21 protein-coding genes are annotated in these 20,733 nt (G+C 62.2%); 15 read left to right on the top strand and 6 right to left on the bottom strand.

Going from position 1 to position 20,733, the window contains the following annotated elements:
- The first annotated feature begins 93 nt into the window (after nt 1–93).
- The 6 genes from CSE6_RS06860 to CSE6_RS06835 are packed head-to-tail and all read left to right on the top strand — an operon-like array spanning nt 94 to nt 5,509.
- Nucleotides 94–843 (top strand): energy-coupling factor ABC transporter ATP-binding protein, encoded by a 750-nt coding sequence (locus CSE6_RS06860; RefSeq protein WP_059440174.1) that lies wholly within the window; start codon nt 94–96, stop codon nt 841–843.
- Nucleotides 836–1,429 (top strand): energy-coupling factor transporter transmembrane protein EcfT, encoded by a 594-nt coding sequence (locus tag CSE6_RS06855; protein WP_034352018.1) that lies wholly within the window; start codon nt 836–838, stop codon nt 1,427–1,429. The genes CSE6_RS06860 and CSE6_RS06855 overlap by 8 nt, the downstream gene beginning before the upstream one ends.
- A gap of 10 nt (nt 1,430–1,439) precedes the next feature.
- Nucleotides 1,440–2,033: a biotin transporter BioY gene (locus tag CSE6_RS06850; RefSeq protein ID WP_034379560.1), complete on the top strand. Its 594-nt coding sequence runs from the start codon at nt 1,440–1,442 to the stop codon at nt 2,031–2,033.
- Nucleotides 2,030–3,541 (top strand): AMP-binding protein, encoded by a 1,512-nt coding sequence (locus CSE6_RS06845; RefSeq protein WP_059440173.1) that lies wholly within the window; start codon nt 2,030–2,032, stop codon nt 3,539–3,541. The genes CSE6_RS06850 and CSE6_RS06845 overlap by 4 nt, the downstream gene beginning before the upstream one ends.
- Nucleotides 3,542–3,546: 5 nt before the next feature.
- Complete coding sequence (locus CSE6_RS06840) at nt 3,547–4,770, top strand: thiolase family protein (RefSeq protein WP_059440172.1); 1,224 nt, start codon at nt 3,547–3,549, stop codon at nt 4,768–4,770.
- A 25-nt stretch (nt 4,771–4,795) separates the two neighbouring features.
- On the top strand, nt 4,796–5,509 hold the full coding sequence (locus CSE6_RS06835) for a nitroreductase (protein WP_059440171.1): 714 nt from the start codon (nt 4,796–4,798) through the stop codon (nt 5,507–5,509).
- A gap of 233 nt (nt 5,510–5,742) precedes the next feature.
- Here CSE6_RS06835 and CSE6_RS06830 read toward each other — a convergent pair whose 3' ends face one another.
- The 4 genes from CSE6_RS06830 to CSE6_RS06815 all read right to left on the bottom strand — a co-directional run bounded on the left by CSE6_RS06830 (nt 5,743) and on the right by CSE6_RS06815 (nt 8,914).
- A complete protein-coding gene (locus CSE6_RS06830) occupies nt 5,743–6,543 on the bottom strand; it encodes a MetQ/NlpA family ABC transporter substrate-binding protein (RefSeq protein ID WP_039048614.1) in 801 nt (266 codons plus the stop codon).
- A 203-nt stretch (nt 6,544–6,746) separates the two neighbouring features.
- Nucleotides 6,747–7,055 carry a single-stranded DNA-binding protein gene (locus CSE6_RS06825; protein ID WP_012838140.1) on the bottom strand — a complete coding sequence of 103 codons (309 nt, stop codon included), beginning with the start codon at nt 7,053–7,055 and terminating at the stop codon, nt 6,747–6,749.
- A gap of 141 nt (nt 7,056–7,196) precedes the next feature.
- On the bottom strand, nt 7,197–7,862 hold the full coding sequence (locus tag CSE6_RS06820) for a methionine ABC transporter permease (protein ID WP_003070061.1): 666 nt from the start codon (nt 7,860–7,862) through the stop codon (nt 7,197–7,199).
- A gap of 5 nt (nt 7,863–7,867) precedes the next feature.
- A complete protein-coding gene (locus tag CSE6_RS06815) occupies nt 7,868–8,914 on the bottom strand; it encodes a methionine ABC transporter ATP-binding protein (protein WP_003070063.1) in 1,047 nt (348 codons plus the stop codon).
- Between the two features lie 328 nt (nt 8,915–9,242).
- Between CSE6_RS06815 and CSE6_RS06810 the strand changes: the two genes are divergently transcribed.
- The 4 genes from CSE6_RS06810 (at nt 9,243) to CSE6_RS06795 (ending at nt 14,492) form a co-directional block, all read left to right on the top strand.
- On the top strand, nt 9,243–9,653 hold the full coding sequence (locus tag CSE6_RS06810; RefSeq protein ID WP_034352000.1) for a hypothetical protein: 411 nt from the start codon (nt 9,243–9,245) through the stop codon (nt 9,651–9,653).
- 420 nt (nt 9,654–10,073) lie between these two features.
- Complete coding sequence (locus CSE6_RS06805; RefSeq protein WP_059440170.1) at nt 10,074–11,459, top strand: DUF1329 domain-containing protein; 1,386 nt, start codon at nt 10,074–10,076, stop codon at nt 11,457–11,459.
- 124 nt (nt 11,460–11,583) lie between these two features.
- Nucleotides 11,584–12,987, top strand: a complete 1,404-nt coding sequence (locus CSE6_RS06800) for a DUF1254 domain-containing protein (protein WP_059440169.1) — start codon at nt 11,584–11,586, stop codon at nt 12,985–12,987.
- A gap of 17 nt (nt 12,988–13,004) precedes the next feature.
- Nucleotides 13,005–14,492, top strand: coding sequence for an MBL fold metallo-hydrolase (locus CSE6_RS06795; RefSeq protein ID WP_059440168.1), 1,488 nt, complete (start codon nt 13,005–13,007; stop codon nt 14,490–14,492).
- Here the strand turns inward: CSE6_RS06795 and CSE6_RS06790 are convergent, their stop codons facing one another.
- Nucleotides 14,493–15,398 carry an MBL fold metallo-hydrolase gene (locus tag CSE6_RS06790; protein ID WP_059440167.1) on the bottom strand — a complete coding sequence of 302 codons (906 nt, stop codon included), beginning with the start codon at nt 15,396–15,398 and terminating at the stop codon, nt 14,493–14,495.
- Nucleotides 15,399–15,492: 94 nt separating this feature from the next.
- Here CSE6_RS06790 and CSE6_RS06785 point away from each other — a divergent pair, with 94 nt between their 5' ends.
- Genes CSE6_RS06785 through CSE6_RS06775 form a run of 3 tightly spaced genes read left to right on the top strand, consistent with a single transcriptional unit; the run spans nt 15,493 to nt 16,715 of the window.
- Entirely contained in the window at nt 15,493–15,837 is a 345-nt protein-coding gene (locus CSE6_RS06785; RefSeq protein WP_034351989.1) for a helix-turn-helix transcriptional regulator, read from the top strand.
- The gene (locus CSE6_RS06780) at nt 15,834–16,277 is read left to right on the top strand and encodes a YeeE/YedE family protein (protein ID WP_059440166.1); all 444 of its coding nucleotides are present in this window, start codon (nt 15,834–15,836) and stop codon (nt 16,275–16,277) included. Before CSE6_RS06785 ends, CSE6_RS06780 begins: the two co-directional genes overlap by 4 nt.
- A gap of 18 nt (nt 16,278–16,295) precedes the next feature.
- Nucleotides 16,296–16,715 carry a YeeE/YedE family protein gene (locus CSE6_RS06775; RefSeq protein ID WP_059440165.1) on the top strand — a complete coding sequence of 140 codons (420 nt, stop codon included), beginning with the start codon at nt 16,296–16,298 and terminating at the stop codon, nt 16,713–16,715.
- 183 nt (nt 16,716–16,898) lie between these two features.
- Here CSE6_RS06775 and CSE6_RS06770 read toward each other — a convergent pair whose 3' ends face one another.
- A complete protein-coding gene (locus CSE6_RS06770) occupies nt 16,899–17,819 on the bottom strand; it encodes a LysR family transcriptional regulator (RefSeq protein WP_003070090.1) in 921 nt (306 codons plus the stop codon).
- Between the two features lie 177 nt (nt 17,820–17,996).
- On the opposite strand from CSE6_RS06770, the gene CSE6_RS06765 reads away from it, so the two are divergent.
- Together CSE6_RS06765 and CSE6_RS06760 are read left to right on the top strand one after the other, a co-directional pair.
- Entirely contained in the window at nt 17,997–18,668 is a 672-nt protein-coding gene (locus CSE6_RS06765) for an orotate phosphoribosyltransferase (RefSeq protein ID WP_034351981.1), read from the top strand.
- A complete protein-coding gene (locus tag CSE6_RS06760) occupies nt 18,665–19,921 on the top strand; it encodes a hydantoinase/carbamoylase family amidase (protein WP_059440164.1) in 1,257 nt (418 codons plus the stop codon). The genes CSE6_RS06765 and CSE6_RS06760 overlap by 4 nt, the downstream gene beginning before the upstream one ends.
- Nucleotides 19,922–20,733: the final 812 nt, after the last annotated feature.

Below are 20,733 nucleotides of genomic sequence, written 5' to 3'. Positions count from 1 at the left end.
ACTCCTCCGTATGTCAGCCCTTTTCGCTTCTTGCCATCCACATTCCAGCCCGGCACCTTGCAGCCCTGCCATTTCAGCAGCCGGAGCTGATGTATGAGTGACGGTTTGCAAAGCCCCGCCCAACAGGGCGTGCAGTTGGTCGACATACGGCTGCAGCGCGGCCAGACCCAGGTGTTTGACGGTTTGAACCTGGCCCTGACGGAACAGCGCATCGGCGTGATCGGCAACAACGGCGCGGGCAAGTCCAGCCTGTTTCGCCTGCTTTGCGGGCTCGAGCTGCCCCAGGCCGGACAAGTACTGGTGGATGGCATGCCCTTGCTGCAGGCCCGCCAGCACAAGCCCGGCCTGATCGGCCTGATGTTCCAGAATCCGGACGATCAGATCATCTTCCCCACCGTGGAGGAAGAACTGGCCCTGGGTCTTCGCCCTCAGGGCCTGAGCAAGCAGCAAGCCAGAGCCAGGGCACGCGAGTTGCTGGCCGCACGCGGCCTGGCCCACTGGGCCGAGCGGGCCGTCAGCAGTCTGAGCCAGGGCCAGCGCCAGCAGGTGTGCTGGCTCTCGCTGCTGATTGCGGCGCCGCAACTGCTGCTGCTGGACGAGCCCTTTGCCAGCCTGGACCTGCCCGGTCAGGCCCGCTTGGCCCAGGATATTGCCACCGCACCGCAACAGGTGCTGGTCTCCACCCATGTGCTTGACCATGTGCGCGACTTTGAGCGCGTGATCTGGCTGGAGCAAGGCCGGCTGCGTGGCGACGGCCCTGGCCGCGACATCTGCAGCGCCTACGAGACCTCCGTACAGGAGCAGTTGCTGAAGAAAAGCCCGCACGGAGACCTGCATGGGTAGCCTCTACAGCGAAGTTGCGACCTGGCTGCATCGCTGGTCGGCCGGCCTCAAGCTCTTGCTGCTGGCGGTTTTCGGTACGCTGTTGTTTCTGATAGCCAACCCCTGGGCGTTGGCGTGCTGCGGCGTGGCTTGCCTGGTTCTCTGGATATCGCTGGGCGAGGCCACACAGGTGGCGCGCCGGCTGATGCGCTCGGTTATCGTCGCGGCGCTGCTGGTGGCGGGCTTTCATGCCTTCATGGGCAACCCTTTGCTGGCAGCCGTCAGCAGTCTGCGGCTGATCTGCGCCTCGACCCTGGGCATTGCGCTGACCATCACCACCCGCCCCAGCGATCTGGTCGAGGTACTGGAATGGCTGCTCGCCCCGCTGGCCCGCCTGGGCATCCCCACCGAGCGCGTGGCCATGCAGCTTGCACTCATGCTGCGCTTTACCGAACATTTCTTTGTGCAATGGACAAAGCTGGACGAGGCATACCGCCTGCGCACCGGCAAAAGCGGCGGCCTGCGCCTGATTGCACCGTTGACGATTCATATGCTGCAGGCCACGCGCCGTGTGGCCGATGCCCTCTGGGCAAGACTGGGTTTCTAGGAGAGCATTGATGACTACCACACCCTCTCACACCGTATCGCGCGGCGGCGCACGCTCCATGGCTCAGGTATCGCTGTTCGCCGCCCTGATGGCCGTGATGGGCCTGATTCCCAAGATCGACCTGCCGTTCGGCGTGCCCATCACCATCCAGTCGCTGGGCGTGATGCTGGCCGGCGTCATGCTCGGGCCCTGGCGCGGTCTGCAGTCCATGGCGCTGTTTCTCGCGGCCGTGGCCGTAGGCCTGCCCCTGCTGTCTGGCGGCCGCGGCGGCATCGGAGTCTTCATGGCACCGTCTGCCGGCTATCTGGTCGGCTACATGCTGGCCGCAGGCATCACTGGCGCCATCATGGCTGCCCTGCCGCAGAGCACGCCGCGTCGCACGGCGCTGAGCGCCTTCATCGCCTCCTTGATCGGCGGCCTGCTGTGCCTGCATGCCTTTGGCGTGCTGGGCCTGATGCTGATCGCCAAGATGAGCCTGAGTCAGGCCTTTGCCGTGACGCTGGCCTTTGTCCCCGGCGACTTCATCAAATGTGTTCTCTGCGCCATCATCGTCCACACCGTGGCACGCGGAATGCCTGACTGGCGTTTTGGCGGTCGCCGGTGAACGCGCTGTCCGCGGCGGCACCGCTGCAGGGTTTCTGGCAGCTGGTTCATGGCCCGCTGGCCTATTGGGCGCAACACCGGCCCGATGTTGTGGCCTTGCAGAGCGAGGCCGGCTCCTGGACCTTTGGCGATCTGCATGCCGAGGTCGAGCAGCGCTCGGCACGCCTGGTGGCGCAACGCGCACCGCAAATGCTGCTGCTGGATGCCAGCCGCTCAACGCTGGAGCGGCTGGTGGACTTTCTGGCCGTGATCCACAGCGGCCGCTGCGCGGCGGTTGCCGACCCCGACTGGCAACCTACCGTGCGCCAGCGCATTGAAAGCTGGCTGCCCGCGCAGCCCTGCGAGCTGGAATCGGCAGCACCGACGGCAGCCTTTTATACCGGCTTTACCTCGGGCAGCACTGGCCTGCCCAAGGGCTTCAAGCGCCACCATCTGTCGTGGACGGAGAGCTTTCGCGTCGGCCTGCAGGATTTCGGCCCCGTCGTCGCCCAGCGCACGCTGGCACCGGGGCGCATCTCGCATTCGCTGTTTCTGTTCGGCGCCATGCAAGGCATCTGGTATGGCTGCGGCGCCGTCATGCAGGAGAAGTTCTCTGCCTCGCGCTGTCTCGCAACCCTGGCGCGCGGCGATACCCCCTGTCTGGTCGCCGTGCCCAGCCAGTTGCTGCTGATGCTGCAATGGGCCGAGCATCGGCAGCTCGCACCGATTCCCGAGGTCGAGCTGATCACCATCAGCGGCGCGCGCTGGATGCGCGCCCACACGCCGGCGCTGCGCGCTCTGTTCCCCAAGGCCCGCATCATCGAGTTCTATGGCGCCTCCGAAGCCAGTTTTGTCGCCTGGATGGATGCCGACGAAGCCAGCGGCCCGCAGGCAGTGGGCAGGCCATTCAGCAATGTGGAGCTATCCATTCGCCCCACCGGCAGCGATGCCGCAGAGAATGCGCTGGCCGAGCATGACACCAGCCATGCCAGCGACGGCCTGATCTATATCCGCAGTCCCATGCTGTTCATGGACTATGTGGGCGACGCCCATGACGGCACGGCCGTGCTGCGCGATGGCGACTGGCTGTCCGTGCGCGACATGGGTCATATCGACGAACGTGGCATGCTGTGCCTGGCAGGCCGCCAAAGCCGCATGATCGTCACCCAGGGCAAGAACCTGTTTCCCGAGGAAGTGGAGAACCTGCTGGCCAGCCACCCGGCGATTGCCCAGGTCTCGCTGCACGGCCAGGCCGATGCGCTGCGAGGCCTGCAGGTACACGCTGTGCTGCAATGGAGGCCGCAGACCGAGGCGCCTTCGGCCCTGGAGCTGAACCAGTGGCTGCGCGAGCGCACCGAAGCCTTCAAGGTGCCGCGCCAGTGGTGGGTTTGCGAACACTGGCCGCAGACAGCCAGCGGCAAGACCGACCACGGCCAACTGGCCCAGGCCCTGCGCGCCAGCATGGACGGGCCTGCGGGAGCTGCCATATCCCCTGCCCTGCTCCCCTCATTGCGGCCGTGGCAGAGTTGAGGCCCATGCCAAGCAAGACCCCCATCATTGCCTGGGCACGCAGCCCGGTGGCTCCGCTAGGCTCGGCCCTGGCCCAGCTCAGCCCTCATGAACTGGGCCGGCCGCTGCTGCTGTCACTGCTGCAGCAAAGCGGATTGCCGGCCCATGCCGTGGATGCGGTGATCGTCGGCAACGCCCTGGGCGCTGGCGGCAACCCGGCGCGCATGCTGACACTGGCCGCAGGCCTGCCCGACGGCTGCGCCGCGCACACCATCGATACCCAGTGCTGCTCGGGCCTGGATGCGGTGGCCATTGCCGTGGGTCTGCTGCACTCGGGTCAGGCCGAGGTAGTGATTGCCGGCGGCATCGAGGCCTGGAGCCGCGCCCCCATTCGCCAGACCCGCCCGCAGCTCCCAGGCGAGCAACCCCAAAGCTACGAGCGCCCGCCATTTGCGCCCGATCCCGAGCGCGATCCCGATATGTTGCAATCGGCGGCCGACTATGCGCTCGCGCATGGATTCAGCCGCAGCCAGCAAGAGCAGTACGCGCTGCTGAGCCACAGCCGGGCCCTGGCCGCCCAGACGCAGCTCGCCCCGGAAATCGTGCCCATGGCAGGACTTGAGGCCGATGCCTATCCGCGCGCGCTGCAGCCTGCACGTGCCGCGCGCATGCCGACCCTGGCCCGGGGCAGCTGTGAGGGCGCGAGTGCCGACGATATAGCGGCCCACGCACTCAGCCCCCTGACCATCTCGGCCAAAGCCGATGGTGCGGCCCTGATCCTGCTGGCCACGCCCGAGGCCTGCGCACGCTGGAATCTGCAGCCCCGCGCACAATGGCTGGCCAGCGCCAGCGTGGGCGCCGCGCCCGAAACACCGCTGCTGGCGGCCATTGCGGCGGCGCAGATGGCGCTGGCCCGAGGCAGCCATGCGCTGGTCAGGCCGCACCAGTCGCCGTTGCTGGCCCGGGATCTTTCGGCCATCGAACTGCATGACGCCTTTGCCGTTCAAGGCCTGGCCTTTTGCGCCGCAATGGGCCTTGCGCCCGAGCAGATCAACAACGCGGGCGGCGGCCTGGCGCGCGGGCACCCTATCGGCGCGTCAGGCGCGATTGCGCTGGTGCGCTGCCTGGCTCAGCTTGAGTATCAGGCCCAGTCATCGACACCCGAGGCCGGACTCGGCCTGGCGGCCATCGCCGGTGCCGGCGGCATCGGAGCGGCAACCCTGGTGCAATGGCTGCAAGCCGCTCCCTGAATTCATTTTTGATAGCTATTACCCCATGTCCAGCAACGGTTCAGTCGTAAAAACATCTGAAGGCTTCGACTTGCCGGCAGGCATGGCGCTGATGCAGCAGCGCCGCTCCACACGTGCTTTTCTGCCCGATGCCGTGCCTGACGCGCTGCTGGAGAAGCTGCTGTTGACGGCGCGCCAGGCGCCCAGCGGCGGCAATCTGCAACCAGGCCAGCTGATCGCGGTACGCGGCAAGCTGCGCGAGCAACTGACTGCAGCCCTGCTGCAGGACGTTGAAAGCCAGGTACCCGAATGCGAGGACTACGCCTACTTTCCGCGCCCCATGCCCATGCAGCTGCGCAAGCGCCAGGTGGCTTCGGCACAGGCGCTTTACGGCGCCCTTGGCGTGGCGCGCGACGACCGCGCCGGGCGCGAAGCGCAATTTGCGCGCAACTACCGCTTCTTCGATGCACCCGTGGCGCTGGTCGTCACCATCGACGCCCATTACGGCCCCGGTGGCTATATGGACCTGGGCATGACGCTCTACGGACTGCAACTGGCGGCCGCCGCCATGGGCCTGGGCAGCTGCGCCATCGGCGCCCTGGCCTCGTACCCGGCTACCGTGCGCCGCGTGCTGGGCCTGGCCGAGAACAAGCACATCGTCTGCGGCCTGGCCCTGGGCTGGGCCGACGAGACCGCCCCCGTCAACCAGACCCAGACCACGCGTGCGCCGCTGGGCGAGTGGTTTCAGTCAATGGAGTAGCCAAAATAACAATAGCTGCTAGCGCAATCCAGCAATATATTTCAAGGTATTTTCCACCTGAAACCCAATAGTAAAAAGCGCTAGCAGCTATTCAATAAAGAGCATAAAAAAGCGCTGCAAGTGCAGCGCTTAGTTCGATGCCCGTCAAACAGGCGCCACCCCGCAGCGAGGCTGTGGTCCCCCTTGGGGGCGTCCGGCCAGGGCAAGGCGCGAAGCGCCTCAGGGGGTAGTCATCAAAACGCCGGGAAGACCGAGCCCTTGAATTCCTTGTCGATGAACTGGCGCACCTCGTCGGAGTGATAGGACTTGATCAGCTGGGCGACCCAGGGCTGATTCTTGTCGGCATCACGCACCACCATGATGTTCACATAGGGGTTCTTGGCCGACTCCAGCGCAATCGCATCCTTCTTGGGGTTCAGACCTGCCGAGATCGCGAAGTTGGTGTTGACGGTGGAGGCATCCAGATCGTCCAGCGAACGTGGCAACTGGGCTGCATCCAGCTCGACGAACTTGAGCTTCTTGGGGTTGGACACCACATCCAGGGGCGTCGCCTTCAGGCCTGCACCCTCCTTGAGCTTGATCAGGCCCTGGGTCTGCAGCAGCAGCAGCGCGCGGCCGCCATTGGTGGGGTCGTTGGGGAGACCGAACTTGGCGCCGGTGGGGAGCTCGGACAAAGCCTTGATCTTCTTGGAGTAGATGCCGATAGGGAAATTCACCGTGTCGGCCACCCAGCTGATCTTGTAGCCACGATCCTTGAGCTGAGCATCCAGATAGGGGCGGTGCTGGTAGCTGTTGGCATCCAGGTCGCCGGCGGCCAGCGCCGCATTGGGCTGGACATAGTCGCCGAACTCGATGACCTTGAGATTCAGACCATTCTTGGCAGCAACCTTTTTGACCACTTCCATGATCTGCGCGTGGGGGCCGGCGGTCACGCCGATCTTGATGGTCTTGTCCTGGGCCTGGGCGGCAAAACCCAGGGTGGCCACAGCAGCCACGGCCAATGTGGTGCGCAAAAGCGAGCGCTTGTTCAACATGCAGATTCCTTGTGCCAAAGATTGAGAGTGGCTAAGACTGTAGCGTCAGTTTCATGTGCCGGAGCGCTGTTTCTTAGACAGATTGCTCAGATGCAAACTACAGATTGGCAATGCAAGCCTTAACGGCTTGAATGCGGCAACCCAAGCGCCCACAAAAAAGCCCGCTCCTTCACGGTAGCGGGCTTGTCTGCATGCACAGGCTGTCAAAGATCGGACATCGTGGGTGCTGCCAGCACCTGCTGGGCCACCACGTCGAGCACAGCATGGGACTCGTCCTGCCTGTCGATCCAGACCTTGGGCGTGAAGCTGCCGCGCAAGGCAATCGCATCGCCTTCGGAGAGACTGCGCAGCACGGCGCAGGGTGCGTTGTCGAAAGCGACGATATTCACGGGAATCGAGGAGCCGTCGCCGGCATTGGCTCGCATGCGGGCCACCATATAGGGGCGGCGGTTGCGGTCTACGCGACTCTCGGGGATGCCGGTCAGTCGGCCGGTAATCAAACCATCCATCATTTGCTGTTATCTACCCAGAAAAAATCATGGCCGCCCTTGAGCAAGAGCGGCCTTTCAAAAAATCTTGAACCTGCATTTTAGGGCGGCGCCTGTTTCCAGGTAGCAGCCCTTTTCTTAATTTTTTGTAATGTACGCCAGTGCTCAGCGATGGCTCAGACGGCGCACGGCCCAGTCGCCCAGGCTTTGAATGGCTTGAACAAAGAAGATCAGGATAATCACCACGACCAGCATCACGTCGGGCAAGAAACGCTGGTAGCCGTAGCGAATACCCAGGTCGCCCAGGCCACCACCGCCGATGGCACCCGCCATGGCCGAGTAGCCGGTCAGGCTGACGAAACTGATGGTCAGACCCGCGACGATGCCAGGCAGCGCCTCGGGCAGCAGCACCTTCCAGACGATCTGGCCGGTGGTCGCACCCATGGACTGGGCCGCTTCGATCAGGCCTCCATCGACTTCACGCAAGGCAGTCTCCACCAGACGGGCCACAAAAGGCGCCGCCGCAATCGTCAACGGCACCACGGCCGCCCAGGTGCCGATGGAGGAGCCGGTGATCAGACGCGTCAGCGGAATGATGGCCACCAGCAAGATGATGAAGGGGGTGGAGCGCAGCGCATTCACGATCCAGCCGACAACCTTGTTGGCCGGGCCGTTCTGCAAGATGCCCCCATGGTCGGTCAGGCGCAGGAAAACGCCCAGCGGAATACCGATCAAACCGCCGATCAGGCCCGAGACGCCAACCATGATCAGCGTCTCCCAGAAGGAATCCAGCAGCAGCTGGAGCATCATTTCCGAAAAATTCTCAAACATCGCTCTCAATCCTTGCTGGACACGATCTGCACTTGCACACCGCTGGCACGCAGGTGCTCCACGGCCGCGTCAATCTTGGCGGCCTCGCCGCTGGCATACACCGCCAGCGAACCAAAGGTCTGCTCCTGGATCTCGTCGATCTGGCCGTGCAGAATCGATAGATCCAGACCCAGTTCGCGAATCAGGTGCGACAAAATGGGCTGATAGGCGCTCTCACCCGCATAGGAAAGACGCAACAGCTGGCCTTGCTGGCCGGGCTGCAACTGTGCTGCCAGCTGGTTCACACGCGTCATCACCGACTCGGGCAGTTGCTGCGGCACGATTTCGTCGATCAGGCTCTTGGTGATCGCCTTCTGAGGCCGGGTGAAGACATCGATCACAGGCCCCAGCTCGGCGATCTCGCCGCCGTCGATCACGGCCACGCGGTCGGCAATCTGCTTGATCACCAGCATCTGGTGGGTGATCAGCACCACGGTAACGCCCAGCTCACGATTGACCTTGCGCAGCAGGTCCAGAATGGAGCGCGTGGTTTCGGGGTCCAGTGCCGACGTGGCTTCGTCGCTCAGCAGAACCTTGGGGTTGCTGGCCAGCGCCCGGGCAATGCCCACGCGCTGCTTCTGCCCACCGGAAATCTGGGCCGGATAGCGATCGGCCAGATGATCCAGGCCCACCAGCTCCAGCAGCGGCGTCACGCGCTGGTAAATCTCGTCCTTGGAAATACCGGCCAGCTCCAGCGGCAGGGCCACGTTGTCATACACGGTGCGCGAGGACAGCAGATTGAAGTGCTGGAACACCATGCCGATGTCGCGGCGCGCAGCGCGCAGCTCGCCGTCGGACAGCTGCATGAGGTCGCGTCCGTTGACGATGACCTTGCCTTCCGTGGGGCGGTTGAGCAGATTCAGGCAGCGCACCAGCGAGCTTTTGCCCGCGCCGGAGCGGCCGATGATGCCGAATACTTCGCCCGAAGCGATTTCCAGATTGATGCCACGCAAGGCGTGCACCGGGCCCTTGGGGCCTTGGTATGTCAGGGATAAATCCCGAATTTCTATCATGAAAAATATCGCGAATCACGCATGAACAATGCGATTGACGCTATAAAAAGTGATTGATCCCATCCCAGCTGCAGCGCTGCCGGGCAGCGGGCAATGCAGGCCTTCGTTCTGGTAGATGCCGGCAGATCAAGCCAGCCTACTTTTAGTAGTAACCCTCAATAATGCCTGAGTCTAGGCAAACCTGAGAGCAACTGGGACAAGTGAATTCACTTATGGCACCCCCAGCAAGCCATCAAACGCCGGCCTTGCCCGGGCCTGCCCCCACTGGCGGCACGGCACTGCAGGCCTTAGCATGCTTGCATCTGCCTCTGGTTTTCTCTGCCACCCTATGCAGCCGCTCCACCTGCCCATCCGTGTTGAATGCCCGCCCGGCGCCTGCGACTGCCGACGGGAGCAGTTGCTTGGCACGCCAGATGCGGATCTGCGCATTCTGCAGCTCACGCGCGAAGAGGAGAAAAAGCTGCTGCAGCGCCTGGAGAGCATCAGCAGCCTGGTTGATCTCGAGCATATGCAGCAGCGCATTCACGCGCTCTTGGGCCTGGAGATACGCATCACCCCAGGCAACAACGAGGTTCGCACCATGCGCGGCATCCAGATCGATCTCGGCGACCTGCCGGGCCTATGCCGCAAAACGCGCCAGAGCATTCCCGCCGCGATCCGCAAGGGACTGGAGCGCAAGCCCGAGATTGCCTGGGCCCTGCTGGATGCTCATGACCTGTTTGGCATGCCCGGCAACTGAGCCAAGCAAGGGCAACGCCCGGCAGCAAAGCAGGCACTTCGTCACTTGAGCCTTGGGACACCGGTAGTCCTTACGGCCTACGCCGCCCGGCCCATGGTGGCCTTTCGCTTTCAAAAGCATCACGCCTGATATTCCTCATGCGCATTTTCATCTTGGTTTTCCCTAGGTCAATCACCACAGGTTTTCCCTTGCTTGCCCGAGTCAGCGCAGGGCTGGAGCAGCAGTCTGTCTCTGAGGTGACTTCGATAGACCTTACGGGCTAGTCCAAACGAGCGATGGTGAGCCGCAAAGCTCGCTTGAACATTGAATTCATCGACAGGCGTCAAGTCAGCGACTAGCTGACCTGGACTAGACCTTGGCCCGATTCGCGGGCAGATCGATAGTGCAAATGCTGCACACATACATCTTTGAGGATTCGTGATGGAAAGCAACCTGAGCTACCGCGCCCTGATCGCGCTGACCGTGACCAGCGTCATGGCTGGTGCAGCCGCCGCCAAAGGCAGCCCCGAAGAAATTGAAAAGCTGGGCAAGTCCTTGACCTGTATCGGCGCCGAAAAGGCCGGCACCGCCAGCGGCGTGCCCGAATACACGGGCAAATGGCTGGGAACACCACCTGGAATTCAGTACACGCCGCATGCGGGTCAGCACCCTGTGGACCCTTATGCCAGTGAAAAGCCCCTGTTCTCCATCACGGCCGAGAATGTCGCCAAGTACGCCGCCAATCTGACCGAAGGCCAGAAGGCCATGTTCGCGCGCTATCCCAAGACCTTCAGCATCCCCGTGTATCCGGGCCATCGTGACTTCCGCTATCCGGACTTTGCTTGCGCCTCGGCCAAAGCCAATGCGCAGAACGCCGTGATCAGCGCCGACGGAATGGGCGCCGACAACGCAGTCAAGGGGGCCATACCGTTCCCCTTCCCCAAGACCGGCATGGAGCTGGCCTTCAACAACCTGTTTCCGCTGCGCTCGTTCACCGAACACACACTGCGTGACAACGCCTACGTGATGCAGGATGGCTCCACCGTCTTCGGCCGCGCCGACAACCGCAGCATGAGCTTGCTGAACTCCCCCGAGCAGGCCGGCAAGCCGCTGGAAGGCACCATGGCCCAGGGCATGAATGCGGTCAAGCTGCCCGAGCGCGAAAAAGGCGGGGTCAGCGTCAGCCGTGAGCCGGTCAACTTCGGCAAGGACAAGCGTCTGGGCTGGAGCTATGACCCGGGTACACGCCGGGTGCGCCAGATTCCCGAGTACGGCTTTGACCAGCCCATGGGCGGCGGCGTGGGCGCCAAGATGACGATTGACTCCGACCGTCTCTTCAATGGCTCGCCCGAGCGCTACAACTGGAAGAATCTGGGCAAGAAGGAAATCTACATTCCCGCCAATGCGTACAAGATTCACACCAATACCGTGAAGTACGCCGATCTGCTCAAGCCCGGCCATGCCAACCCCGACTACATGCGCTATGAACTGCGCCGCGTCTGGGTGCTGGAAGCCACGCTCAAGGAAGGCTATCGCCATCTCTATGGCAAGCGCGTGCTTTTCCTTGACGAAGACACCGGCCACGCCGTGATGAGCGACTTCTACGATGCACGCGGCAATCTGTGGCAGCAAGGCCTCATCAATTACTACTACGCGTTCGACTCCAACGCCTGGCATGCAGGCACGGCCTTCTACCACGACCTGATTGGTGGCGGCTACGTGGCCTACAACATGTTCCAGGAGCGCCCCAAGGGCCCCGTGCTCAACAAGGGAGACATGAACCCATCCATGTTCACCCCTGAAGCCACGCGCAACGCCGGCACCTGAGCACGCCCGGCACCAAGACCATCGCCTGAGCATGCGTCACCAACTGCTCGCGGGAGACAAGTCCGGGCCTCGATGAAGAAAGCGCAGGCCCCGGACATCACTGCAAAAACACTATCTCAATCACATGTCAAATTTGAACCGCGCCGGGCTGCGCGCCATGGCGACTGCTGCATTGGGCCTTTGCCTGGGCATGGCCCATGCCCATGCCCAGACTTCCGCAGCCACCGAAGACCAGGCTCTGGACAGCCTGATCCGCGAGGCCATGCTCTACGCCTACCCCTATCAGGAATTCATGAAAATGCGGCATGAAGCCCTGGAGGTCAAAGACTCACCCACCGCCACCACGCTCAACCACTTCCGCCACTCGCGCCACCTGGCCACGCCCAAGGACCGCTGGGCCAACGGCCCGATTCGAGACACCTTCTACTCCACCTCCTGGCTGGATCTGGAGAAATCTCCACTGGTGCTGTCCCTGCCCGAAACCCATGGCCGCTACTACGTGATCGCCATGATTGGCGCAGACCTCAATACCTTCTCCTACGTGGGCAGGCGCATTGGGGGCACAAAGTCACGCAAGGTCGCCCTGGTCGGCCCGCGCTGGAGCGGCAAGATTCCGCAGGTGGATCAGATCGTCAGAGCACCCACACGCGATGTCTACCTGAATCTGCGGGTGCTTGTCACCGGCGAAGACGACCTCAAGGCCGCCCATGCTGTTCAGGACGGCTTTCGCATAGCACCGGTGCTCCCAACGACCGAGGACGGCCCGCGTCTCAAGCCCCGAGCGCAGGACTGGGGCCGCTTTGTCGATGTGGCCAACGAGGCTCTGGTGCGCAACCCTCCTCCCGGCACGGAACAAAAGCTGCTTGAGCGCTTTGCCCGCGTCGGCATCTGTGGCGCGGCCTGCAGCTGGGACAAGCTGCCAGAGCCCGTGCAGCAGCGCTGGCTGGCACTGGCCCCCGAGATCGAGAAAAACGAGCTCAAGAATCGCCTGAATGCCGACCGCAAGACGGCAGACCCTAGACGCAGAAACGGCTGGACGCCTTATCGCCTGCCTGACGGGTTTGGCAGCAACTACGCCATGCGTGCCCAGTCGGCAGCCATGTCGGGCGGCATCCTGGGCCTGGAGGCCGCAGAAGCCACTTATTTCGCTGCCAGTGTGGACGGTAACAATCAGGCTCTCGGCAAGGGACAGGCTTACCGCCTGCATCTGCCCCAAGGTCGCCTGCCCGCCGATGCCTTCTGGTCCATCTCTCTCTATGAATTCGTGACTGGTGGTCAGTACATGGTGGACAACCCCATCAACCGCTACTCCATTGGCGACCGTACCAAGGGCATGAAGTTCAATGCCGACGGTAGTCTGGACATCTGGCTGCAACCCACGGACCCCGGCCCCGAAAAGCGTGCCAACTGGCTGCCGACACCCAAGGAAAACCTGTTTTACCTGATGGCCCGTGCCTACCAGCCTTGGCCCGAGGTGCTCGATCCCTCCTGGATTCTGGAGCCCGTTCAACCCATCAAGCCCGAATAGTCGCAAGAGGTCTCTTCATGAAAAAACACTCACAACATTCCTTGAGCGTTCTGAGCATGGCGCTGGCACTGAGCCAGCTGGGCATGGGCACTGCACAAGCCCACGAGCCGGATGATCGCGCTGTCTCGGGTATCCAGAATCCGGCCTATATGGCAGCACGGGCCCAGGTCTACAAAGCCAATCCCCAGATGGTCCAATCCATCAAGGAAGGCGGAGGCTTTGGCGCCGAGCTGTCCATCGCGGTGGCCAACAATATGTACAGTCGCACCAACCAGAACGCGATTGCCGACGCACGCGCCAAGCTCAAGGTACAAGAGCTGGCCCCGCGCACCTGGCTGCTGCGCTTTCCCATCGTCAATGTGGTGGTGTTTGAGACCGATGAAGGTCTGGTACTGGTCGATAGCGGCTATGCACCCGCCGGCCCCGCGCTGGCAGAAACGCTGAAGAAGCTCAGCAACAAGCCGCTGCACACCGTCATCCTCACGCATTTCCATGCCGACCATGCCTTTGGCGCCTGGGCCTTGATGGACCAGAAGCCACGTGTGGTCACCGAGCAGCGCTTCATCACGCAGATGGAGCTGGACATGCGCAGCAACGGGCTGATTGCGCGCAACAATCAGCAAGGCGCGGCCGATGTGCCCCGCACCTGGGCAGATGCAGTTAGGCCCACGCAGACCTTCCACAGCAAGACCACACTCAGGATTGGTGGTGAGGACTTTGTGCTGACCCATGCGCGCGGTGAGACCGAAGACCAGATCTGGGTTGCCGTGCCGGGCCGCAAGATTGTGGCCAGTGCAGACTACTTTCAGGACTTCTTGCCCAATGCCGGCAACGGCAAGCGCCGCCAGCGCTACCCCGAGGAATGGGCCCAGGCTCTGCGCGATATGGCAGCCCTCAAGCCCGAGCTGCTGCTGCCTGCCCATGGCCCGGCCATCACCAAACCCGAGGAAATTCAGGACCGACTGCCCGCCCAGGCCCAGATGCTGGATAGCATCTCCAAGCAAGTGGTGGCTGGCCTCAACAGCGGAGTACGCCGCGATCAGGTCATTGAAAAAGTGGCGCTACCGCCGGAGCTTGCCAAGCGCAGCGATGCGCGCGAGCTCTATGTCTCTGCCAAGGACATCGGCCGCATGGTGGTCAGCGAGTACAGCGGCTGGTGGGACGATATTCCATCGCACTGGCGCCCGGCGCCCCTGGCCAATGAGGCCAAAGAAATCGTGCAGCTAGCCGGCGGTGCCAGGCCGGTGATTCAGCGTGCAGTGGCGCTGGCAGACAGCAATCCGGAGCTGGCCTCCCATCTGGCCGACTGGGCCTGGTATGCGGACAGCGATGACCCCGAGGTGGCTCAAGGCGCACTGAAGGTCTATTCCGCGCGTGTTGCCAAGCCTCTGCCCACGCAGGAAGTGCTGGTTTATGCCGAGCACATGGTGCGCCTGCAGCTCAAGCTCAATGAGCTGAACAGCACGCGCGCGGCCAGCGCCAGTCAGAGCAGCACAGCGCGTTAATCACTGCTGCAGACCCTGCGGAAGCTGCCCATTCTTGGCAAAAGCATTGATGGGCAGCTGAATATAGGTACGGCCATCGTCCTGTGCAGGCGGCAGCTTGCCGGCACGCACATTGACCTGCACCGAAGGCAAAATCAGCGTGGGCATATCCAGCGTGGCGTCGCGTGCAGTGCGCATCTGCACAAACTCCGCCTCGCTGACGCCATCATGCACATGGATGTTGCTGTCGCGCTGGGCCTGTACCGTGGTCTGCCATTGCGGCTTGCGCCCAGCCGGCGGGTAGTCGTGGCCGACCCAAATGCGGGTCTGCCCAGGTAGTTCCAGGATGCGCCGAATCGAACGATAGAGCGTCGCCGCATCGCCGCCGGGAAAGTCGGCACGTGCCGTGCCCACATCGGGCATGAACAAGGTATCGCCCACAAACACGGCATCCTCCACACGGTAGGCCATATCGGCCGGAGTATGGCCGGGCACATGCATGGCCAGCAACTCCAGCTGCCCCAACGGCAGACGTTCGCCATCCTGCACCAGATGGTCGAACTGGCTGCCGTCAGGCAAGAAGCTGCGCTCGAAGTGATAGATCTTGCGAAACACGGCCTGCACATCGCGGATATGGGCACCGATCGCCACCTTGCCGCCCAGATGGTGACGGATATGCTGGGCCGCGGAAAGATGATCCGCATGAGCGTGAGTTTCCAGAATCCACTGCAGCTGCCAGCCATTGGCTCGCACATAGTCAATCAGCTTGTCCGCGGAGCGGCTGCTCAGGGTGCCGGATTTGGGCTCGAAATCCAGCACCGGGTCAATCACTGCCGCCTGACCACTGATCGTATCGGCCAGAACATAGCTCACGGTACCGGTAGCCGCATCAAAAAACGGCTCGATATGCATCACATTGGCGGACATGGTGACTCCTAAAACGATGTACCCGAAACATCGAAGCACACCAGTTAATTTACTTTTTTATATAATATATGAAAATATTTTGAAAAGTGAAACAGTGAGCTCATCAACCTTTGACGAAGCACAGGCCACGCTGGATTTGCATGCCATGCGAACCCATGCAGGCGAAGCTGTGGCCATGCTCAAGCTACTGGGCAATGAAGACCGACTGCTGCTGCTGTGCCAGCTCTCCCTGCAGGAGCGCACCGTGGGCGAGTTGGAGCAACTGACAGGCGTGTCCCAGCCTACCTTGTCCCAGCAATTGGGCATTTTGCGGCGTGAGGGTCTGGTCACCACCCGCCGCGAAGGCAAATTCATCTGGTATCAGTTGGCCGATGCCCGCGCCCTGCAGCTGATGCAAACCTTGTATCAATTGTTCTGCCAATCAGGAGAGACAGCATGAATATCTTATGGAGTGAATTCACACCCTGGACATCTCTGGTCGGCGGCCTGCTGATCGGTCTGTCCGCTGCCCTGCTCATTGCCTTGCTGGGTCGCGTGGCCGGCATCAGCGGCATTACCGGTGCATTGCTGCAGTTGCCGACCTGGTCTTCCGTCAAGCAGTGGGGCTGGCGCCTGGCATTCATCCTGGGCATGGTTGCCGCGCCGTTGGTCTGGTCGCTGTTTGCCCCGCTGCCAGCCATGCAGCTGCCTTCCAGCCCGGCAATCATCATCGCCGCCGGCCTGCTGGTAGGCTTCGGCACACGCATGAGCTCGGGCTGCACCAGCGGCCACGGCGTTTGCGGTCTGTCACGCCTGTCGCCGCGCTCTCTGGCCGCTACGGCAACCTTTATCGCCACGGGCGCCATCACCGTGTTCGTGATGCGCCATATCGTTGCTTGAGCCAGCAAGGAGAACATCATGATCATCAATATTGCAGCCTTGCTCTGCGGACTGGTGTTTGGCCTGGGTCTGATTCTTTCGGGTATGGGCAACCCCGCCAAGGTGCAGAACTTTCTGGATTTTTTCGGTCGATGGGATCCTTCGCTGGGCTTCGTCATGGGCGGAGCCATCGCCGTAGGCTTGATTGCCTTCACCTGGGCCAAGCGCCGCAAGACCGCTTTGCTGGGCGAGCCCATGCAACTGCCCACCAGCACCGTCATTGATCGCAAGCTGCTGACAGGCTCAGCCCTGTTTGGCATAGGCTGGGGACTGGCAGGCTTTTGCCCCGGCCCGGCGCTGATGAATCTGGCGACCCTTGCACCGCAAGTCTGGCTGTTTGTAGCCGCCATGCTGGCCGGCATGTGGGCGCAGCATCTGTGGGCTGCAAAGAAAGGCTGAGACCTGGCGGCGATTCGCTCAGGAGTCATCCACAAACCGACGTGCTTGGGCCGTGCAGGCTGTCTGCGTCACTTGCCCATTGCTTTGCAGGCACGCAATTGCAGACAGCGGCCGACCGACTGAAGTAACTCCAGCAAAGGCAGGCAAGCAGCGCCCATATCGCGTCATGCCATCCGCTCTGCCTCACTCCTTCGGCATCAGTGCCTGCGCAAAATGTCTGGCCGGCGCAGGCAGGTCGGCAAAGCTATTGGCATACAGCTTGAGGCTGCGCTCTGCCCAGGCATCGGTCAGCGGCACCGCATGCAGAGCACGAGCCTCGCCCAGTCTCTGGTACGCGCCTTCAGGCATGACGCCTACACCCAGTCCGCATTCGATCATTCGGCACATGGCACTCAGGCTGTCGACCTCGATGCGCTGGCGCAGCATTCGTCTGCCGGCGCGGGCTTCCTGATTGAGCACCTCCTGAACGATGCTGCTGTCGCGCAAACCGATCTGGGCATAGTCCAGTGCTTCTTCATAGGCCAGTTCCTGATGATGGGCCAGAGCGTGGTCATTGGGCATGATCAGTACCATGCGTTCATGCCGGTACGGCATGGACTCCAGGCCCTCGACTTCGTCGCTTGGACTGCAGACCCCCAGATCAGCCATGTGATCGCGCACGGCACGCGCTACCGAGCGACTGGTTGCCTGACGCAGATCGATGCGGATATCGGGATGATGCTTCACGAAGACAGCAATATCCTCGGGCAAGAACTGCTCCACGGCGGAGGCATTGGCACTGAGGCGCACCAGCCCACGTACGCCCCGCGCATATTCGCCAAGATCGTCGCGCAGGTGTTCGACACCCAGAAGAATCGTGCGCGCATGCGCGAGCAGCAACTCTCCGGCAGGGGTCGGGCGCACCCCGCGGGCATGGCGCAGCAGCAAGGGAGTGCGGGCCAGGGATTCCAGTTCGGCAACACGCTTGCTGACCGCCGAGGCGACCATGCCGCCCTGCTCGGCCGCCCGCGCAATACTGCCATGCTCGCAGATCAGCACGAACAGATCCAGCGATGAAAGGTCTATCTGGCGCAGAAAGCTGCGCGGCGAAGTGAAGTCGGACATGGGGCGATGACAAGCAGGCGCACGGAAGCGCAGCCAGGGATTTCAAACAGGACGCAGCGGTCAACACCCAGATGCGCAGCTCAAGCCATCACGTTTTGGAACGGCTCGAGGAATTTTAGCCACTTCTTGCCGCAAGCCTGCCTACTTAACATGCCCACTTTGCCAACATACACGCTCATGCTTCTTTCCACTTCCGACGCGCCACGCGTTGCCCGGGCCCTGGTCGGCCTCGGCGCTGTACGCATTGCTTCGCATCAACCGTTCATCTACACCTCGGGCTGGGCCAGCCCGGTCTATGTGGATGCCCAGGTCCTGATGTCCGATGTCGCTCTGCGCAGCGAAATCATGGACATCGCAGCCCGCTGCATGCGGCCACTGATTGCAGCTCGCGGCATCAATGCCATCGTGGGAACCGAAAGCTCGGGCATTGCCTTTGCGGCATGGCTGGCCGAGCGACTTGAGCTGCCCATGCTCTATCTGCGCAAGCGTCCTGTCGGCTGGGACATCACAGCCCAGCTCGAAGGCCGCCTGCCTGCCGATGCCAAGGTCCTGCTGGTGGATGACGTCACCACCGACGGTCGCTCCAAGGCCGGGACGGTTGCCGCCCTGCGCCGCGCCGGTCCCGTGGTCGAGGACGTGCTGGTTCTGCTCGACTATGCGCTCTATGCCCCCCAAGCAGGCACCCTGGCCGATCACGCCTTGTCCCTGCATGCTCTGGCGACCTGGAATCAGCTGCATGAAGCGCTGCTTGCGAGCGGACAGCTCAGTGCCGAGCAAAAAGCCACGCTGGCGGACTTCTCGGCCTCGCCTGTGGACTGGTCCATCCGACATGGAGGTAGCGGAGCATGATGGCCTGCAACACCATGACGGATACCAGCGCACTGGCGCAAGCCCTGCTCTCTGAAATTCGCGATGCCACCCGCGACGGCCTTGGCGTCACCCGCGAAAGCTACGGCGAAGGCGAGACTGCTGCGCTGCACATACTAGAGGAGCGGGCCGAAGATCTGGGCCTGAACCATGAATGGGATCGAGCCGGCAACCTGTGGCTGAGTCTGCCAGAGGAAAACCGGACGGAACCCTGCGTCGTGGTTGGCTCGCATGCCGATTCCGTGCCGCAGGGCGGCAACTTCGACGGACTGGCAGGCATTGTCGCCGGCATGCTGATGCTGCTTCAGCTGCGCGGCCGCCACGAACAGGCTCCGCCACTGCGCGTTCTGGCCCTTCGCGGCGAGGAAAGCGCCTGGTACGGAAAGGCCTACCTCGGCTCTCTGTCTCTGCTGGGCAAGCTGCCCGCCGCCACATTGAAACGCCCTCACCGCGATGGCGCAGGCGTGTTGAGCGAAGCCATGTCGCGCTGCGGCGCCGATATCGACGCCATTCAACGCGCCGAGCCGCTGCTGGATCTCGCGAATATATCTGCCTATCTGGAGTTGCACATCGAGCAGGGGCCGGTCATGGTCAATCGCGGCTGGCCGGTGGCCCTGGTCACAGGCATCCGCGGCAACGTCCGTCACAACCTGATCCGCTGCATCGGCGAAACCGGCCACTCGGGCGCCGTGCCGCGCTGGCTGCGCAAGGATGCATTGCTGGCGGTTGCCGAGCTGCTGTCACGCATGGACGAACACTGGCGCGTGCTGCTGCAGATGGGCATGGACATGGTGATGACCACGGGCATCTGCTCCACCTCGGCGCAATCGCATGCCGTTTCCGTCATTCCCGGCGAAGTGGCCTTCAGCTTCGAGGTACGCAGCCAGGACACCCAGACACTGGAGCGCTTCTATACCCTGATGCGCGAAGAGTGCCAGGCCATAGAGCGCGCCCGCGGCGTGCGTTTCGAGTTCGACGAACGCCTGTTCACGGAGCCTGCCACCATGGATGCAAGCTGGCTGAACCGTCTGGAAGCAGCCGCTGAACAAGGCATGAAACTGGAGCGCATGGCAAGCGGTGCCGGTCACGATGCGGCAGTATTTGCCAATGCGGGAGTACCGTCGGCCATGGTCTTCATTCGCAACGAAAATGGCTCGCACAATCCGCATGAAGCCATGGACATCGGCGACTTCCTGGCAGGAGTGGATTTGTTGACTCGCGCGCTGATTACCTAAACCTCGCCCGGTCCGGGTGGGCACAGCGATCACGCCACAAGCAAGAGGTGAACAACTCCGAGCCCAAGCCTCTGGTGTGAAAAGCGAATGACCCGTGTTATGGCATCCTGCCGGGAATGCGGGTCCAGTCCAGCTCTCAGACTCAATGTTTTAGCCTCTCCTGAGCATCAACGCCTGAGAGAGCAAAGCATATACAGACCATCCGCCTCATCTCAACCAACTCAGCAATGCCGCCGAAGAGTTTCAACGGCCTTCGCCCATTGCACCTAGCTATGCATGGCAAGCAAGTGTGGTTTCACCGTGACTCGTGGCTGAAGGCCGCGAGGCTTGTCATCAAGACTTGGCCCAGAGCTGAGTTGAATACGAAAGACTCCCGGGACCTTAGTCTGTTCAATACGCAGTGCCACAATGACTCGCCAGCTAGTTGCGTCGTCATTCATCAGGAATCGTGCCATGCAGACCATCGTTCGTGTCGGCGTGAATCTCGCAAGGAATGAACTTCACGTAGATGCACAATGCAGGCCGCTCACCAACCATCTCTTTTGCACAGCAAGCTCCTAGTGTGATCAGGGTATTACTACTCACTGTGAAGAAGATGCACAGGCGCAGCAAGCTTCCGCCATCAAGCAGCTTGGGTTAACCCATCGGCAACAATCCAGCGGAGGCAAATCCAACCTGGGCACCGTATCTCAATAGATGACTGCCTTGAGACAGCACAGCAACTGGAAAAAATGCCGTCCGTGGCCTTAACCTACAAAAATGCACGGATCCTGAAGGCCCTCATAACACATGAGCGTACTTATTAAGGCGCC

This window comes from Comamonas sp. E6, assembly GCF_001010305.1.
GTDB classification, from domain to species: Bacteria; Pseudomonadota; Gammaproteobacteria; order Burkholderiales; family Burkholderiaceae_C; genus Comamonas; species Comamonas thiooxydans.
This window is presented reverse-complemented; position numbering and strand designations above follow the sequence as displayed.

Coding starts and splice junctions, on each gene's coding strand:
- CSE6_RS06860 (WP_059440174.1), top strand. CDS start 94: ATGAGTGACGGTTTGCAAAGCCCCGCCCAACAGGGCGTGCAGTTGGTC.
- CSE6_RS06855 (WP_034352018.1), top strand. CDS start 836: ATGGGTAGCCTCTACAGCGAAGTTGCGACCTGGCTGCATCGCTGGTCG.
- CSE6_RS06850 (WP_034379560.1), top strand. CDS start 1,440: ATGACTACCACACCCTCTCACACCGTATCGCGCGGCGGCGCACGCTCC.
- CSE6_RS06840 (WP_059440172.1), top strand. CDS start 3,547: ATGCCAAGCAAGACCCCCATCATTGCCTGGGCACGCAGCCCGGTGGCT.
- CSE6_RS06835 (WP_059440171.1), top strand. CDS start 4,796: ATGTCCAGCAACGGTTCAGTCGTAAAAACATCTGAAGGCTTCGACTTG.
- CSE6_RS06830 (WP_039048614.1), bottom strand. CDS start 6,543: ATGTTGAACAAGCGCTCGCTTTTGCGCACCACATTGGCCGTGGCTGCT.
- CSE6_RS06825 (WP_012838140.1), bottom strand. CDS start 7,055: ATGATGGATGGTTTGATTACCGGCCGACTGACCGGCATCCCCGAGAGT.
- CSE6_RS06820 (WP_003070061.1), bottom strand. CDS start 7,862: ATGTTTGAGAATTTTTCGGAAATGATGCTCCAGCTGCTGCTGGATTCC.
- CSE6_RS06815 (WP_003070063.1), bottom strand. CDS start 8,914: ATGATAGAAATTCGGGATTTATCCCTGACATACCAAGGCCCCAAGGGC.
- CSE6_RS06810 (WP_034352000.1), top strand. CDS start 9,243: ATGCAGCCGCTCCACCTGCCCATCCGTGTTGAATGCCCGCCCGGCGCC.
- CSE6_RS06805 (WP_059440170.1), top strand. CDS start 10,074: ATGGAAAGCAACCTGAGCTACCGCGCCCTGATCGCGCTGACCGTGACC.
- CSE6_RS06800 (WP_059440169.1), top strand. CDS start 11,584: ATGTCAAATTTGAACCGCGCCGGGCTGCGCGCCATGGCGACTGCTGCA.
- CSE6_RS06795 (WP_059440168.1), top strand. CDS start 13,005: ATGAAAAAACACTCACAACATTCCTTGAGCGTTCTGAGCATGGCGCTG.
- CSE6_RS06790 (WP_059440167.1), bottom strand. CDS start 15,398: ATGTCCGCCAATGTGATGCATATCGAGCCGTTTTTTGATGCGGCTACC.
- CSE6_RS06780 (WP_059440166.1), top strand. CDS start 15,834: ATGAATATCTTATGGAGTGAATTCACACCCTGGACATCTCTGGTCGGC.
- CSE6_RS06775 (WP_059440165.1), top strand. CDS start 16,296: ATGATCATCAATATTGCAGCCTTGCTCTGCGGACTGGTGTTTGGCCTG.
- CSE6_RS06770 (WP_003070090.1), bottom strand. CDS start 17,819: ATGTCCGACTTCACTTCGCCGCGCAGCTTTCTGCGCCAGATAGACCTT.
- CSE6_RS06765 (WP_034351981.1), top strand. CDS start 17,997: ATGCTTCTTTCCACTTCCGACGCGCCACGCGTTGCCCGGGCCCTGGTC.
- CSE6_RS06760 (WP_059440164.1), top strand. CDS start 18,665: ATGATGGCCTGCAACACCATGACGGATACCAGCGCACTGGCGCAAGCC.